Annotated in this window: 13 protein-coding genes and 2 pseudogenes; 8 read left to right on the forward strand and 7 right to left on the reverse strand. The window is 46.4% G+C overall.

From position 1 onward, the window contains the following. The first annotated feature begins 28 nt into the window (after positions 1 to 28). From mltD to PXH59_RS09810, 3 genes are all read left to right on the forward strand, one after another. Positions 29 to 1,360, forward strand: a complete 1,332-nt coding sequence (mltD, locus tag PXH59_RS09800; RefSeq protein WP_285811503.1) for a murein transglycosylase D — start codon at positions 29 to 31, stop codon at positions 1,358 to 1,360. Positions 1,361 to 1,664: 304 nt separating this feature from the next. After that, positions 1,665 to 2,834: an IS701 family transposase gene (locus tag PXH59_RS09805; protein ID WP_285809069.1), complete on the forward strand. Its 1,170-nt coding sequence runs from the start codon at positions 1,665 to 1,667 to the stop codon at positions 2,832 to 2,834. A 1,299-nt stretch (positions 2,835 to 4,133) separates the two neighbouring features. After that, positions 4,134 to 6,047, forward strand: coding sequence for a type VI secretion system Vgr family protein (locus PXH59_RS09810; protein ID WP_285811726.1), 1,914 nt, complete (start codon positions 4,134 to 4,136; stop codon positions 6,045 to 6,047). Positions 6,048 to 6,071: 24 nt separating this feature from the next. Here the strand turns inward: PXH59_RS09810 and PXH59_RS09815 are convergent. From PXH59_RS09815 to PXH59_RS09845, 7 genes and pseudogenes are all read right to left on the reverse strand, one after another. Beyond that, a protein-coding gene (locus PXH59_RS09815; protein ID WP_285808308.1) for an IS1 family transposase occupies positions 6,072 to 6,778 on the reverse strand; the annotation gives its coding sequence in 2 pieces (ribosomal slippage) (positions 6,072 to 6,529 and positions 6,529 to 6,778; 708 coding nt in all). A gap of 31 nt (positions 6,779 to 6,809) precedes the next feature. Beyond that, on the reverse strand, positions 6,810 to 7,133 hold the full coding sequence (locus tag PXH59_RS09820; RefSeq protein WP_285811728.1) for an antiterminator Q family protein: 324 nt from the start codon (positions 7,131 to 7,133) through the stop codon (positions 6,810 to 6,812). An 18-nt stretch (positions 7,134 to 7,151) separates the two neighbouring features. Then, a pseudogene (locus tag PXH59_RS09825) lies at positions 7,152 to 8,103 on the reverse strand (toprim domain-containing protein); the annotation flags it as partial. 5 nt (positions 8,104 to 8,108) lie between these two features. Beyond that, positions 8,109 to 9,689, reverse strand: coding sequence for a DEAD/DEAH box helicase (locus PXH59_RS09830; protein WP_285811730.1), 1,581 nt, complete (start codon positions 9,687 to 9,689; stop codon positions 8,109 to 8,111). A 49-nt stretch (positions 9,690 to 9,738) separates the two neighbouring features. Continuing rightward, on the reverse strand, positions 9,739 to 10,230 hold the full coding sequence (locus tag PXH59_RS09835; RefSeq protein WP_285811504.1) for a hypothetical protein: 492 nt from the start codon (positions 10,228 to 10,230) through the stop codon (positions 9,739 to 9,741). Positions 10,231 to 10,364: 134 nt separating this feature from the next. Then, positions 10,365 to 10,664, reverse strand: coding sequence for a hypothetical protein (locus PXH59_RS09840; RefSeq protein ID WP_285811505.1), 300 nt, complete (start codon positions 10,662 to 10,664; stop codon positions 10,365 to 10,367). A gap of 273 nt (positions 10,665 to 10,937) precedes the next feature. Next, on the reverse strand, positions 10,938 to 11,123 hold the full coding sequence (locus tag PXH59_RS09845) for a Cro/CI family transcriptional regulator (RefSeq protein WP_285811506.1): 186 nt from the start codon (positions 11,121 to 11,123) through the stop codon (positions 10,938 to 10,940). Positions 11,124 to 11,203: 80 nt separating this feature from the next. On the opposite strand from PXH59_RS09845, the gene PXH59_RS09850 reads away from it, so the two are divergent. The 5 genes and pseudogenes from PXH59_RS09850 to PXH59_RS09870 all read left to right on the forward strand — a co-directional run bounded on the left by PXH59_RS09850 (position 11,204) and on the right by PXH59_RS09870 (position 15,162). After that, the gene (locus tag PXH59_RS09850; RefSeq protein ID WP_285811507.1) at positions 11,204 to 11,851 is read left to right on the forward strand and encodes a LexA family protein; all 648 of its coding nucleotides are present in this window, start codon (positions 11,204 to 11,206) and stop codon (positions 11,849 to 11,851) included. Positions 11,852 to 12,290: 439 nt separating this feature from the next. After that, positions 12,291 to 13,327, forward strand: a pseudogene (locus PXH59_RS09855) (IS630 family transposase). Between the two features lie 8 nt (positions 13,328 to 13,335). Continuing rightward, positions 13,336 to 13,665, forward strand: coding sequence for a transcriptional antitermination N peptide (locus tag PXH59_RS09860; protein WP_285811508.1), 330 nt, complete (start codon positions 13,336 to 13,338; stop codon positions 13,663 to 13,665). 149 nt (positions 13,666 to 13,814) lie between these two features. Then, positions 13,815 to 14,585, forward strand: a complete 771-nt coding sequence (locus tag PXH59_RS09865; protein ID WP_285811509.1) for a 3'-5' exonuclease — start codon at positions 13,815 to 13,817, stop codon at positions 14,583 to 14,585. Positions 14,586 to 14,760: 175 nt separating this feature from the next. Further along, positions 14,761 to 15,162: a hypothetical protein gene (locus PXH59_RS09870; RefSeq protein ID WP_285811511.1), complete on the forward strand. Its 402-nt coding sequence runs from the start codon at positions 14,761 to 14,763 to the stop codon at positions 15,160 to 15,162. Positions 15,163 to 15,164 lie beyond the last annotated feature (2 nt).

The raw sequence follows: 15,164 nt of genomic DNA on the forward strand, positions 1-15,164 counted from the left end.
ACCTTTTAGGCAGGCATTAGAAAAGAACATGAAGACAAAAACGATCTTGTTCACCTCTGTTCTTCTTGCTGGGTGTCAATCGAGTCTGCAAACAGAGGCTCCTTCCCAGCAACAAGCACAGAAGATGTCTTCAACGAATCAGAAAACAAACGGTATTGCAGAATCAGATGATCCTGCAAACTGGAAGGTGAGTCCGACAGCCCAACAAGATTTGTGGGGACATATTCGCGATGAGTTGAAGATGGAAATTCCTGATAATAGCAGGGTGAGCGAACAACAAAGTTACTATTTGAAACACAAAGGCCATATCCAAAATGTAATATTGCGTGCAGAACCGTACATTTATTGGATAGTTGAGCAGCTTGATAATCGACATATGCCAATGGAGCTGGTATTGCTGCCCATCGTGGAGAGTGCCTTTGACCCCCATGCGACTTCCTACGCCAAGGCGGCAGGATTATGGCAGATTATCCCAAGTACTGGCCGTCATTATGGCCTGAAACAAGATAAATGGTACGATGCCCGTCGTGACATTGCGGCATCAACAACCGTTGCTCTTGATATGCTTGAATATCTCAACACACGATTCAATGGGGATTGGCTTTTGACCATTGCCGCTTACAACAGTGGCGAAGGCAGGGTTATACGTGCAATCAAAGACAATAAAGCACAAGGGAAACCAACAGATTTCTGGTCGCTGTCATTGCCTCGGGAAACAATGCACTATGTTCCCAAGATATTGGCTCTGAGTAATATCATTCGCCATAACGAACAGTTTGGTTTCAAACTTCCTAAGCCTGACAACCAACACGCTTTGGCAAAGGTTGAAGTAGGGCAACAGATCATGTTGTCACAAGCGGCCGAACTATCTGGGCTATCATTGACATCAATCAGGGCATATAACCCGGGCTATAAACAAGGTATGACGTCTCCTTATGGGCCGCATTACATCATGCTACCAAGGAAGAACGTTAATCAATTTAAGACGTCTCTGGCAAATAAAAACGTCTTGAATGACATCAACCTGGCGGTTAAACACAATACCTACAAATTACAGCAACAAAGTCATTATACCGTTCGTGCCGGCGATACATTGTCAGCGATTGCAAAGCGCTTCAAGACCACTCACCGAGAGTTACAAAGACTGAACAGCTTAAAAACGGCTGATCGGCTCAAGATCGGGCAAGTGCTGAAAATCGATAATAGCAACCCAGTCACCTATCAAGTGCACAAAGGTGATTCATTTTTCAGCATCGCCAAACGTCACGGTGTAAATCTTAATGATTTGATCAATTGGAATAAAAACATCAAAGTCAGAGAGATAAAACCAGGTATGGCTTTGACACTTTATCTTGAATAAATAATCTTATTCTCGCCAATACATGACTCCCTTCCTTTTGGATAGGGAGTTTATTTTATATACTCGATAAACTTCAAGTTGCAATCCGCAAGACGACGCGAGGCCTGATATTTCCCCGCTGCGCGGGAAAATATAACACGCATCTTGAAGTTGGATTGGGATAGTTATTGGAGTGACGACCTATTCCTGTAACCACTCAGGTAATGGGAAAAAAAGCTACTATCACTCTAGTACTACAGTCGTAATGTGTATTGTGTCATGATAGCTATCGTCCTTCTTTCTAACCCTCTAAGGGAGGTGCCACATGGCCTCACCTGTTAATCTCTGGGAACAGGAACTCCTGACCACCCATTCCCGTCTGACTCCGCTGTTTCATTCTGCAAGTTCTCAACAACGTTGTCTGGATTATCTTCGCGGATTACTCAGTGATGTGGAACGTAAAAATGGCTGGCAACTGGCTGAATGGCTGGGTGAACGCTCACCGGATGGTATTCAATATTTTCTGGAACGAGCCCATTGGGATGCTGAAGCCGCTCGCGATATCTTACGTGATTATGTCACCGCACATTTGGCTGATGAGCAAGGGATCCTCATTATCGATGAAACCGGTTTTATCAAAAAAGGGACGCATTCTGCCGGGGTACAGCGTCAGTATAGTGGCACGGCGGGACGGGTTGAAAACAGTCAGATAGGGGTCTTCCTGTGTTACGCCGGCAACGGCGGCCATGCCTTCATTGACCGGGCTTTATATCTGCCCAAACAGTGGACGGAGGATCGCCCCCGCTGTGATGCCGCTGGCATTCCCGACTCGGTCAGTTTTGCAACCAAACCCCAGCTCGCCCGGCACATGCTGGCGCGCGCATTCAAGGCCAATATCCCCTGTCGCTGGGTCACCGCCGATGCGGTCTATGGACATGATCGCTGCTTGCGATGCTGGCTGGAATCTCAGCATCAACCGTTTGTCTTAGCGATCCCCAAAAATGAACGCCTCTGGTGGCAAACACCACACTACACCCGAGCAGACACCATTGCAGCCAGTCTGACCGCTGACGACTGGGAAAAACAGTCAGCCGGGAGGGGAACAAAAGGTGAACGGTGGTATGACTGGGCTCGGATCCCGCTCTGGCGGTTACAAGTCAATGCAGAGGAAAGGCGTTATGGCCATTATCTGCTAATACGGCGTAATCGGGATGAGAAACAGGAACTGGCCTACTATGTTGTCTATGCCCTCAAAGAGCAGGCCGCTCTCAAGACGTTGATTCAAGTGGCTGGCCATCGCTGGGAAATCGAAAGCGGTTTTGAGGAAACGAAAGGGGAATGCGGTCTGGATCATTACGAAGTGCGGCAGTGGCACAGCTGGTATCGGCATATTACGTTGTCATTATTGGCGCATGCGGTGCTGGCAGTTTTGCGAATACAGGAGAAAAAAAACGCCGGCGGGACTGATAGCCCTGAGTGTAGCAGAACTGCGTAAACTCCTGTCAAAACTGATGAGAAAAACAGGAGAAACCCTAAAGCAGATTTTATCTTGGTCAACCTGGCGACGACGACATCAGTATCGCGCACAACAATGCCATTATCGTCGGCGGAATAGCCTTATGATTACAGAACGATTACGACTGTAGTACTAGGGCAGAAATCTGCTCTTTAACATTTGGAATAGTGATGCACTTTGCCGTTGAATTCGCCAAAATCTTTTTCCAAAATAACCTTTTTTGTGAATAAGTTCACAAAATAGAAATGATCAGGGTTATTCTAAAAATCATATCCATTTTTTTACTTGTAATTCATTGTGTTATAAAAATACCCCCAGTTTTGGCACAAAATCATTCAGTATGATGCACTCACCAGAGTGAATCTTGCGAAAATTTATTTTACAACGGCAAAGTTTTTAACTTTTTACGCTGTGATTGTACAAAACGCCTTTTTTCTCCCCTTGATTTTATTTGGTTTTTAATTGTCCATTCCTTATTATTTCCGGCAGATTTTTTTATCACGAACGGAACAAATCATTCTGGCTTAACCGGACATTTCTGCCTTATTCAAAACAGGAAGCGCCCTATTTTCAGCTTATTGTCAGACTGAAAAAGCAGGTGCGCAGAATAAGCTCTTTCCTGCCGAATATGGCGATGTGCCTGTTAAGCCCATTGCCATTTTATATTCCATCGGCATGACTTCAGGGAGACAGACCGTGTCAGAGAAAGAGAAAAAGCCCCTCACAACATTGCAGGAAGGAAAAACGCTGTTAGAACAGGGACAGGACGCAATAACAAAACAGGCTAAAGAACGGTTAGCGGATGCAGGCGGTAACGCCAGCGATCTCCTCCGTTCCGTCACAGGAATAGCCGGCAAAGTCGGATTACCGGATGGGGTGGGCAAAGCCGCCACTATGCTCGATTCTGTGAGCGGAATTGCCGGCAAGGTCGGATTGACAGACGGAGCGGGCAAAGCACTTGGCGGTCTCAGTACTGACAGCCTGATCAACGGGGGCGGCTTTGCCGGCGGGGCAGGCAAAGCACTCGGGGGTCTCAGTGCCGACAGCCTGATCAGCGGTGGCGGCTTTGCTGGCGGGGCAGGCAAAGTTCTCAAAGGTCTCAGTGCCGGCAGCCTGATCAGCGGCGGCGGCTTTGCCGGCGGGGCAGGTAAATCACTCGGTAGTCTCAGTACTGGCAGCCTGCTCCCCGGCGGGAGTTTTGCCAGCGGGACCAGCAAAGCACTCGGTGCGCCGGGGCTGGCCGCCAAAGCCGTGGCGGGTAATCTGGGGGCAGAAAAAATCCTGCAACAACTGGGCCAAATACTGGGGCTGGGCGGTGGAGCCGACCCCAGCGGCCTGCTGTTCACCCTGACGGCGGGCAGATTGCCGGCGCAAACCTTTGTCGTCACCGATTTCAGTCTGGACGAACATTTCTCGCGCCCATTCCTACTGGAAGTGGGGCTGGCCAGTGCCGACTCCGCCATTGACTTTCCGCTGGTGCTTGACCGCACGGCAACGCTCACTGTCCTGCTCAATGGTGTTGAACAGCGCAGCGTCACGGGCATCGTCACCCGCTTTGAGCAAGGCAACACCGGCCTGCACCAGACCACCTACCGGATGAGCATCCGCCCCGACCTGTGGCGCACCACCCTGCGCCAGAACTCGCGTATCTTCCAGCAACTCAATATCACCGGCATCATCACCAATATCCTCAAAGAGCACAGCATCCGCGACGTGGTGTTCAACCTGCGCCACCCGCACCCGGAGCGCGAATTCTGCGTACAGTACCAGGAAAGTGACTTCAATTTCCTGCAACGATTGACCGCGGAAGAGGGGATTTTCTACTTCTTCGAATGCAGCAACGGGCGTAACACGCTGGTGTTTGCCGATGACTGCGGCTCGGTACCACCGGGCATCCGCCTGCCCTATCAACCGGGCGAGGGCAGCACGCTGGGTGAACCGGCGGTCAGCAGCCTGACCCACAGCGCCCAGGTGCGTCCGGCTCAAGTGCAACTTAAGGATTACACCTTCAAAAATCCCGCATGGCCAGCCGAATTTCATCAGCAGATACGGGACGAAAACCTGCAACAGCTCTACTACGAACACTACGATTATCCGGGGCGTTTCAAGGATGAGGCGCACGGCAAAGCCTTCACCCGCTACCGTCTTGAAGCGCTGCGTAGCAACGCCATGACCGGAGAAGGCAGCGGCAATGCGATAGCCCTGCAACCGGGCAGACTGTTCATCCTCGATAATCATCCCCGCTTAGACCTGAACCAATCATGGCAGACCGTCTCCACCCGCCACAGCGGCAGCCAGCCGCAGGCACTGGAAACGAGCAGCGCAGGCTCCGGCACCACGCTGAACAGCCACTTCTACTTTATCCGCCAGAACCAGCACTGGCGCCCGGCACCGTTACCCAAACCCGTCATCGATGGCCCGCAAATCGCCAAGGTAGTGGGGCCGGCCGGGGAAGAAATATTCTGTGACCAGTACGGGCGGGTGCGCCTGCAATTCCCGTGGGATCGCTATGGCAAGAGTGATGACCAAAGCTCCTGCTGGATCCGCGTCACCCAACCGTGGGCGGGGCAAGGCTGGGGGATGCTGGCTATCCCGCGTATCGGGCAGGAAGTGGTGGTGGATTTCCTGCACGGCGACCCGGATCAGCCCATCGTCACCGGTCGCACCTACCATGCCAGCAACCTTCCGCCGGGTGCCTTACCGGGCAGCAAAACCCAGATGGCCTTCCGCTCCAAAACCCATAAAGGCGAGGGTTACAATGAACTGCTGTTTGAGGATGCGAAAGGCAGTGAACGGCTGGCCCTGCATGCGCAAAAAGACATGACGACTCTGGTACTCAATAACCGCGATACCCATGTGCTCGCCAACCACAGCGAAACGGTGGAGAAAAACCAGACCATCAAGGTTAATGAGAATAAAGCGGAGACCGTCACCCTCAACAGCACGGAAACGGTGCAGGAAGTGCGCAAACTCACCACAGGCAAGGACTACATTATCACGGTCGGGACGCACAAGCAGGTCAACGTCAGCAATACCCTCTCCATCACGGCCGGGGATGTGATTGAGCTGCGCTGCGGCGCGAGTGTCCTGCGCATGGACAGTGCCGGCAAAATCACAATACAGGGCAGTGAGTTCAAATTTGAGGCCAGCGGGGCAGTACAAATCACCGGTAAAGATATCGATCTGAACTAAAAGGACAGGTCATGCACCCAATAGTTAGATAACCTTTGGAAGATAGTATTCACGCTCAATGAAAGTGCCTATCACTTTGTCATGCATTTCTTCGGATTTGGAATAACAGATCGTTTTCCGATTCAGTCTCTTGATGCGAGTACGTAAGGTCAGATTGGTTCTTTCGATACGTTGAGTAAATTTCTTCCCTCTAAAGTGTTTTTCCTCAGAAAGGCAATCGTAAACGGCATAATTATCGGTACAGAAAAATTGAATTTCGAAAGGAGCCAGAAGTGCCAGCAATTTGCTCAGTGTTTTCCTGCTGCGATCCCCCAATACGTGCGCGATTATTTGCTTTTGCTCCGGTTCCCAGGCATACCAAAGCCAGCGCTGATTCTTCTTGTTACCGACAAAAGACCATTGTTCATCAATTTCGCAGATAATATGAATATTATTTGCGGCCAGCGGCAGTGTAGTTACCTGTCTGGGTTCGAGTTTTTTAGGGTACGAAGAACGGTGTTGATACCCACCTTCAGGACACGAGCGGTGTCTCTGATACCGCCATTATTCGCAGCCATATCCACAATCTGATCTTTCATTCCGGGTTTGCAGGCTTGGTAGGTGTAATTCAGTTGAAAGGTTTTACGGCAGGCATAACAGTGATAACGCTGATGTCCGCTGCTTCCTTTTCCATGCCCTTTGACCTCTTCCGCTTTGTGACAGTAACGACAAACCACATCAACTTTAGCCATATCTCACCAGTAATAAAAAGTGGGGAGTTTACTACAACAATCTAATGATTGGAAGCATGACCTCTTTCCGCACAGTTCCATCCGAACACTTCCGCCATTTCGCGATCTTTCTCAGTGAGATGCCATATACGTAGTGTAATATCACCAACTCGTATTCATCAGGACGATGTTTTTTTAACCTGGCAACACAACCATCAACCATAATCCCTTCATCATCTGTGCACTGGAAGCGTGATTTACTGGTATACGGTAGCAGTCCTTTAAAACCTGCCGCTATTGGCGACCAATCCACATCGCTATTGTCTGCCGCAGCCCATGCTCCCCAGCGTTCCAGTACTAATTGAATATCACGCATTATGCCATCTCCCGTGCTTTTTTTCATAAATATCAACTCTCTCGCTTCATCCCCGTTCTGGAGCATGTCGTTGAAGTCGCCACTGTCCGGCCAGCGAACACTGACCTTTTCTACGTCGTTATGGGCGGATAAATTCTTGCGGGCGCACTCCATCGCAGCTGCGTGACCTGTCGCGCTCCAGTCGGTATCGGCAAAGACAACGAGGTGTTTCACCCCCTGCGGGGCAATGAATTTCGCCATGTGCCCGGCATTCATGGTTGACCAAGTATTGACACCGTAAATTTGCTTACAGGACAGTGCTGTCTCGATCCCTTCTGCAATACCCAGCGTTGAATCGACCGGAAAAAGACGGATCGCCACCGATTGAACGTGTGCCAAATAACTATCTTCTTGTAATGAGTTCATTTTCTTAACAACGTCTAGCGAGGCTTTTCGATCCCCGTCTAAATACGTCCGATGCAGGTAGCACGCCAGCCCTTTTGAATCGGTAGCCAGCGCCCAGATCGCTTGCAGTGTTCCGTTATGCACTGGTTGTTCGGCGCAATACCGCACATTGTCGGCAGGCAGAACGTGAATGCCCCGGTTTCTCAGGTAGGCCTCGCCCGATGTCCCTTTCAGGCCGGGTAAACCAGCGTAGCAGCCAGTGACTCTGTTTCTGAACGTGGTGATGTTCGTCTCTTTTTTTCACCACGCTGCGTTTATCGGACTGGATACCCAGTAGCAGATCAATCTCATCGGCTAGCGTTTTATACTCCTTACCCTGTGTCAGGGTGAGCAGTTTCCAGCCATCACCCGCATTGCAGGTGCAAATAAACGTCCCTCTGCCATCACGATCATCAATGCGAAACTTCCCTTTCTGCCCGCATATCGGACACTTCCCTTTAAAGTGGTGCTTTCCCGTCACGGGCGGCAATTTGTAATAAGCGAAGATTTCAGGCCAGCGGCCGATAACAGCATCAGCGGTTTTTATTCTGTTCACTGTGTGTCTCCCTGATATGATGGTGCACCTAATTTTTCACGTATTTCACGTACCTTATGGCGGGCCACTTCAAGGTTTAGCCCCTGCTGTTCGTGGCTGGACGGCTGTTCGGCTTTCTTGCGGCTTTTCGCCCACGCAATCTGTTTGTGTTTGATGAAGTTATTCACTTCGGGTGTCAGTTCCTGAGGAGCATCATGGAACCCACGCGGCCAGATGCCGAATTTGTCTTTAAACGTGTTGGATACCCAACCGTCACTGACCGCCTTACCCTGTGAAGCCCGCTGGTTCTGGTAATATTTCAGCTGTGAATAGAAACTCTGCTTTTCAGCCTGCGTGTAGATACGCTCTTTCTTGCTGAGCTTCTGAATGGTGCGGCTGGTATCCACCTCAACATCCTTGCCTGCCAGTGGCTTAAACCCACACTTCGGACAGACATAAACGCCAGCGGGCTTCATGTAATGACAGGATGAGCACTCTTTCGGTAATTTCTCGTGCTTTTCCTGCTCCCGGTGACTGGCGTGGGTTTTCATGCCGTCGTTCTTGCGGGGCAGTTCGTCATATTCGATATCGTCGGGATAGCCGAGGCGGTGAACAGTACCGGAGTGATCCAGAATGACGCACCGGTCCTTACCCTTGGCGGTACGTAAGCCTCTGCCGATTGACTGGAGCCAGCGGATTTCTGACTTAGTAGGACGGGCGTAAATGATGCACCGCACGTCACTGTCAAAACCCGCCACCAGCACGCCCACATTGACGATGATTTTCGTTGCGCCCTGCTCAAAGCGATGAATAATCAGGTCACGCTCATCATGCGGGGTATTGGCGGTCATTACCTCCGCATTCACACCAGCACGGTTAAACCCCATCGTGACGAAATTGGCGTGACTGACATTCACGCAGAAACACACGGTTGGCAGGTTTTCACCCAATTTCAGCCAACTGCTGACCACATCGCCGACCAAATCAGCCCCGCACATGATCTCGGCGATTTCGTCTTCTTTGTAGTCGCTGCCGTACTCAGCGCTTTGAGATGATTTCACCCCGGTTAAATCGGGTTTAGTGGGGGCATAAAACTCATAAGCACTCAGATCACCCCGCTGGATTAACTCTTTTATCGTGGTTGGCTTTATCAGCCTCTGGTAGTAGTGACCCAAGAACGGCGAGAAAGGGGTTCCCGACAAGCCGATCACCTTGCAGTCCGTCTCGGTGGTCAGCCGGGTGATTTCTTCCAGTATCTTTTTACGCTTCAGGTGCGCTTCATCAATCACCAGCAGATTAATATCTTCGGGGAAGTCACGACGGATCAGCGTGTCAGCCGACGCAATCTGAATCAGTTTTGTCGGGTCTTGATGGGGGTGGTCACGCCAGATAAAAGCGATTTCATCCTCCGGTAATCCATACTCGATAAAGCGCTGCGCAGTCTGATTTATCAACACGGTAAACGGGCAGATCATCATGACCTTCATCCCCTTTGATACAAAGCCGTCAATAATGAATGCTGACAGGGCTGTCTTGCCTGCACCTGTGGGGGCGTACACCATGAAAGAATTAAAGCGCTTCCAGTCTTGACGCAGCATGTTCAAAGCACGTTCCTGAGCAAACTTAGGGGTAATTTCTAGCATGACGTTACTCCCTGTTTATTTTTCTGTGCTGCCGTGTGATAATTCGCGCAGGTACCTTTCCGTCAATAAACAGCGGAATGCTGTCGATAAATGCGCCACGGTTGAGGAATTTATTTACTTCGGCTGTAGTGATGATCGGGTAGGCCTTGACTAATCCGAACAAAGTTACCGCCATTGATTCGTCACGCCATGAACTCTTACCTTTGCCGTTTCGGATGGCAGCAATCAGTGCGTCTTGGTGATTGAGGCTCAGCAAATCGTAATCACCGACCACGATGTAATGAGTACTCAGTGCTTCCAGATTTACGGGCTTTGCGTGACTGTTGTGGGGCTTATGCGCTTTCCGCTCCGGTGCGTTTGCTTTGACCATTGCCATTGCTTCGGTTTCTGACATCCCCGCTGACACTAGCTCAGCCACGGCGCGTGCTGGTTTCCAGTTCACAAAAGCACGGTGTTTTTGGATGATCTTTTCTGCTTCTTCTTTTTTGATAATCATTCTCATTTAGTCCAAAAAAATAGGGGGGTACATATTTATTACTTTTTCGTCATTGCCAGTTTTTTTTTGGCTTTTCCCCACTTTGATAATCATTCTCACTTGGCTGTTTTTTCATGTTCAGCCCCAGTGATCTCCTAACCACCGTTCCCACTGCCAGAAGACACAGCCATTTCGGTGTTATCTGTTAGCTCCCAGTCCGAAGCAACCTCCAAATTGGGCTGTGTCCTTGGCTGTGCTTTCGGGGCTAACAACGGTGCTTCTGTATAACCTTTCATCGATCTGTGATTTTTCTTGAAAAACAGTCTGAGCCACGTGTTGGCGGCCCTAGCGCCTGTGTTATCCCTGCGGTACGGAACGGGATCTTCATCCCGACGAAGTTTGTAGATGTCTGCGTATTTATTCCTTGCATATTCCCGCATGGTTGAGTTGGACATGGCGGAAAGAATCTTCTGAATAAATTCCGCGTCACCCGGCTGATAAATTTCGGGCATTATTACGTTGTGGATTGGATATATATTCACGGTTGGAATTTGCCTTTTTGCGCGCATTGATAGACGCGTTCTATGTGCAAAATTACTGAGGTGAGATTTTGATTAAATTTTGTTTGATAAAAATAAAAATAAAGAGTTGTCGTCTATCCTGACGATAGGCGATATATTAAAAGCGTGCTTTTTCAGCACAGAGATGTTAAAGAGCGGATGTTGCTACTATGCAATTTTGTTGTATAAATTCGGTCTATATTTCAATTGACCATTGGTTATCCGGTTTAGTTTGAGAGCTGCTCGCTCAGGAATGATCTTTTTCCATTGAGAAACAGCCGCGTCGGATACATGTAATTTCTCAGCGATAATTCTCTGGCTACCGAAAAACTTAATTGCTTCATCTTTGAACATGTCTATAATCTCCATTTAAGTTAACTTGAATTATTCAACTAAAGGAATCTTAAGTCAAGAAGATTTAAGATCACTTAACTATGAAAACATCTATCGGCGTGCGCATCAGATTGTGCAGAAAAAGACTTAACCTCACCCAACGAGAACTCGGCAAACTTGTTGGGGTTTCACATGTGGCCATTTCTCAATGGGAAAAAGAAGAGACTGAACCCAAAGGAGATAATTTACTGGCACTAGCATCCGCTCTAGGATGTTCACCTGAATACATTCTTAAAGACGCATTTGTTGACAATTTGGACATTTCTATAAAACCCAATAGGACAGAACAAGGATATCCGTTAATTAGTTGGAATTGTGCTGGAAATTGGAGTGAAGTGGTGAAGCCCTACCATAGAAAATCCATTGATGGCTGGCATAAAACCACCGTTAGTTGTTCTGGTGATTCCTTTTGGTTGGAAGTAAAAGGTGACTCAATGACATCGCCATCCGGACTGAGTATACCGGAAGGAATGATGATTTTAGTGGATCCCGAAATAACGCCAACTAACCGTAAATTGGTTGTCGCTAAATTAGGGGACGAAAACGAAGTAACATTTAAACAGTACATTGTTGATGCTGGCAATCATTACCTTAAACCCCTCAACCCACAGTACAGAATGGTATCAATCAATGGGAATTGTAAAATCATTGGTGTTGTTGTGGATGTAAGAATAGCAAGACTTCCATAGCCTTATAAACATACAACCAGAAACCCTCTACGGAGGGTTTTTATCTGCCCATATCTACCTCTCTTTGTTTTCCTTTTTTATTTTAGGCAATATAAAATCAAGATATCTTTATTTTAACTTAAGTAATTTTAAGTTTGCTGTTGACTTACTTGTTAAGTTAACTTAAAACGCATCGAACAGGCAGGACGCCCACGAAGTAGCCGCCAGTGGCATATGAATGACTGGATGATTCGATAATCAGTAATACCGAATTGTAACAATACCAGATTTACCACCGCTGCTCTTTAACAGATAGCGCTGAAAAAGCGCACCATTCTTACCAGTTAATTGCTGACTGAGATGTGAAAACTACTCAATCAAAAATTAACTAAGGGGGATATATACCTATCGCCATTGAAGATGCTTGATTTCTTATCCAAACCAGATCATGCTTGCAACCATGAAAATTCATCTGACACCAGAACAAAAACGCGCCCTCGAATTGATGCATGATACTACTCGTGATAGTCGAGTCTGTGATCGCATCAAGGCCGTGCTTTTAGCGTCAGAGGGCTGGACTGCCCAGATGATTGCACAGGCCTTGCGTATTCATGAAAGTACGGTAAGCCGTCACCTAAAAGATTTCATCGCGCAGGAAAAGCTCACCCCGGAAAATGGCGGCTCTGAAAGCCATCTCTCTGCCGAACAAACCGCCGACCTGATTGACTATTTGACGACAAATTTGATGCATACTACCACTCAAATTGTGGCCTATGTCCGAACACGTTGGCAGGTCTCTTTCAGCGTGGGCGGAATAACGAAATGGCTTCACCGCCAAGGTTTCAGCTACAAAAAACCAAGGGAGTGCTTCATAAATTCGATGCGAATAAACAGCAACAATTTATTGATTACTACCAATCTCTGAAAGATGAAGCGGGTCAGAATGAGCCTATCCTATTTATTGATGCGGTGCATCCTTCACAATCCACAAAGCTCAGCTATGGCTGGATGAAAGCGGGAAAGAATCAGGTAAAAGAGATCGAAACCACCGGCAGTCGTACCCGTCTCAATATTCTGGGTGCCCTCAATTTACAACGTATTGAAGACACCGTGATCCGTGAATATCCGAGCATCAATGCTGAAAATATCGCGTATTTCTTCGGGGCGATCCGGGAAACTTACCCGCTTTCGCAAAAAATCCATATTATTCTGGATGGTGCGGGTTACCACCGAGCCGAGTTGGTGAAAGATATTGCGTATGTCCTGAATATTGAATTGCATTACCTACCGCCTTACAGCCCAAACCTCAATCCGATAGAGCGATTGTGGAAATATATGAATGAGCAAGTGCGTAACAATGTCTATTTTCCGAATGCGAAGACGTTCCGTCAAACCCTTCGTCACTTTTTTCATGTCACTTTGCCCGAAAAAGCGAAAGAACTGACGACTCGACTGACTGACAATTTTCAGATTTTAAAACCGGCATCTTCAAGTTAGATTGGTATATGCATAATTTTCATGGCTATGATAATGCAAGAAAAAGAAGGCACGAGCGCAGAAAAGAGCTTCAAGAAGCGCATAACATCAACACTCAATTACAAAAAGCATTCAGTAATATTGATAGTATTAAATCAGAAATATCAATAGAGCCATCACGTTCAATATTATCTCTGAACAGAAAAGCAATGGATCGGGTAGAGAAAGCAATATCAATTAAAAATACTCCGATGCATGATAATTTAAGCAATTGCTGCTTACCTAACACAGCTATTTATTCAACTAAAACAAAATTCCGCCGCAGCTCTAAATCTGGGGAGATTACAGCGAGAGCGTAAGCATGGAAGCCGAAAGCTAGCATACTGACATATTTTTGCGATCGATAAATTTCTCTATGTGACAAAAGTCTCTTTAATCAATAACAATAATACGAACAAAACGATGCATATGTACAATGACCTATTATTTCATTATATAGGTTATAAATATGCTAAATCGTAAACAGATAAAATTATTTACAGAGACATTATTAGAGGAAGATACTATTGTATTGGATACAGAAACAACGGGCTTAAAAAACGATGATGAAATCATTGAAATTAGTATTATAAATTCTCATGGTGATATTTTATTAGACACGCTAATTAAACCACAAAAAATCATTCCTTCTGATGCTATAAAAATACATGGTATCACAAATGAAGATGTTAAACATGCGCCAACATGGAGTGATATTTATAAAAAATACAGAGAAATAGTTAAAGGAAAAACAGTTATTATTTACAACAAATCCTATGACACAAGGATTATTAGGAAAACATGTAAAAAATATGAATTGCCTACACCAAGAATAAAATCAGAATGTGCAATGCTGTTATACGCAGAATATTACGGTGAAATAAATAAAAGAACGGGTGATTACAAATGGCATAAACTTACTGACGCAATTTATGACAGTGATATATTAGTTTTTGGTGAAGCTCATAGAGCGCTTACAGACGCTCGAATGACACTAGAGCTAATAAAGTTTATGGCCTACAAAGATTGCAAGATTCCCGACAACACATTGCGTTCAATATATCCCCCCATTGATCATGAATCTTATAAACATGAACGTGAAATTAAGGAGATAGAGCGACAAACGCGTGAAATTAAAGAAAAATTGAAAAAAGAAGAAAACGACAGATCGTTTTCAAAGCGCTTTAATATGATATTTGTTTTTTTATTTATATTGTTTTTAATTTGGCTCTTTGCTTAAAGGCACAAAAGACCAGATTATCTATATAGGTGCCGTAATGTTTTCAATTAAACCCCACCGATGATTGTTAATCAACTCCAGCTCATTTCAAGGTAAGCTGGAGTGAGTTAATAATTGATACAAAACAGAATAAATTAATTTTGATTTATAAAGAAAATAAAAAAGGATAAATGACATGAACAGATTAATTGGCGCTAAATCTTATTTACAGAGCGCACTTGAACTTAATGAAGAAATGCAGGCTGTATTACTTCCGTTGTTAAAAGTGGTTGAAAATGAAGCTAGCGCTGATACTCACGCAATGTTACGCGCTGTACGCACATTATCAATGAATCAATATCGGGACATTAACGAATTAGATTGTATTCTTGATGCAGTTATCGAAACAAAAAAAACAAGTTCTAATTTGAAAATAGAATTAGAACCAGCTAGAAATGCAATTGAAAGTTCAAGGGTGCTAATAAGTAATCTTATTGATGCCGGAGAAGATAATGATACCACTACTGCATTGGTCATAATATCAGAATATATTATTGCAGCAGGACAAGAAATAGCACGAGTCAGAGGAGTAGAATAACC

The organism is Xenorhabdus bakwenae (assembly GCF_030272115.1).
Lineage (GTDB): Bacteria > Pseudomonadota > Gammaproteobacteria > Enterobacterales > Enterobacteriaceae > Xenorhabdus > Xenorhabdus bakwenae.

Coding starts and splice junctions, on each gene's coding strand:
- PXH59_RS09850 (WP_285811507.1), top strand. CDS start 11,204: ATGAAAACATCTATCGGCGTGCGCATCAGATTGTGCAGAAAAAGACTT.
- mltD (WP_285811503.1), top strand. CDS start 29: ATGAAGACAAAAACGATCTTGTTCACCTCTGTTCTTCTTGCTGGGTGT.
- PXH59_RS09870 (WP_285811511.1), top strand. CDS start 14,761: ATGAACAGATTAATTGGCGCTAAATCTTATTTACAGAGCGCACTTGAA.
- PXH59_RS09845 (WP_285811506.1), bottom strand. CDS start 11,123: ATGTTCAAAGATGAAGCAATTAAGTTTTTCGGTAGCCAGAGAATTATC.
- PXH59_RS09830 (WP_285811730.1), bottom strand. CDS start 9,689: ATGCTGCGTCAAGACTGGAAGCGCTTTAATTCTTTCATGGTGTACGCC.
- PXH59_RS09860 (WP_285811508.1), top strand. CDS start 13,336: ATGCATAATTTTCATGGCTATGATAATGCAAGAAAAAGAAGGCACGAG.
- PXH59_RS09865 (WP_285811509.1), top strand. CDS start 13,815: ATGCTAAATCGTAAACAGATAAAATTATTTACAGAGACATTATTAGAG.
- PXH59_RS09820 (WP_285811728.1), bottom strand. CDS start 7,133: ATGCGTGATATTCAATTAGTACTGGAACGCTGGGGAGCATGGGCTGCG.
- PXH59_RS09835 (WP_285811504.1), bottom strand. CDS start 10,230: ATGATTATCAAAAAAGAAGAAGCAGAAAAGATCATCCAAAAACACCGT.
- PXH59_RS09840 (WP_285811505.1), bottom strand. CDS start 10,664: ATGTCCAACTCAACCATGCGGGAATATGCAAGGAATAAATACGCAGAC.
- PXH59_RS09805 (WP_285809069.1), top strand. CDS start 1,665: ATGGCCTCACCTGTTAATCTCTGGGAACAGGAACTCCTGACCACCCAT.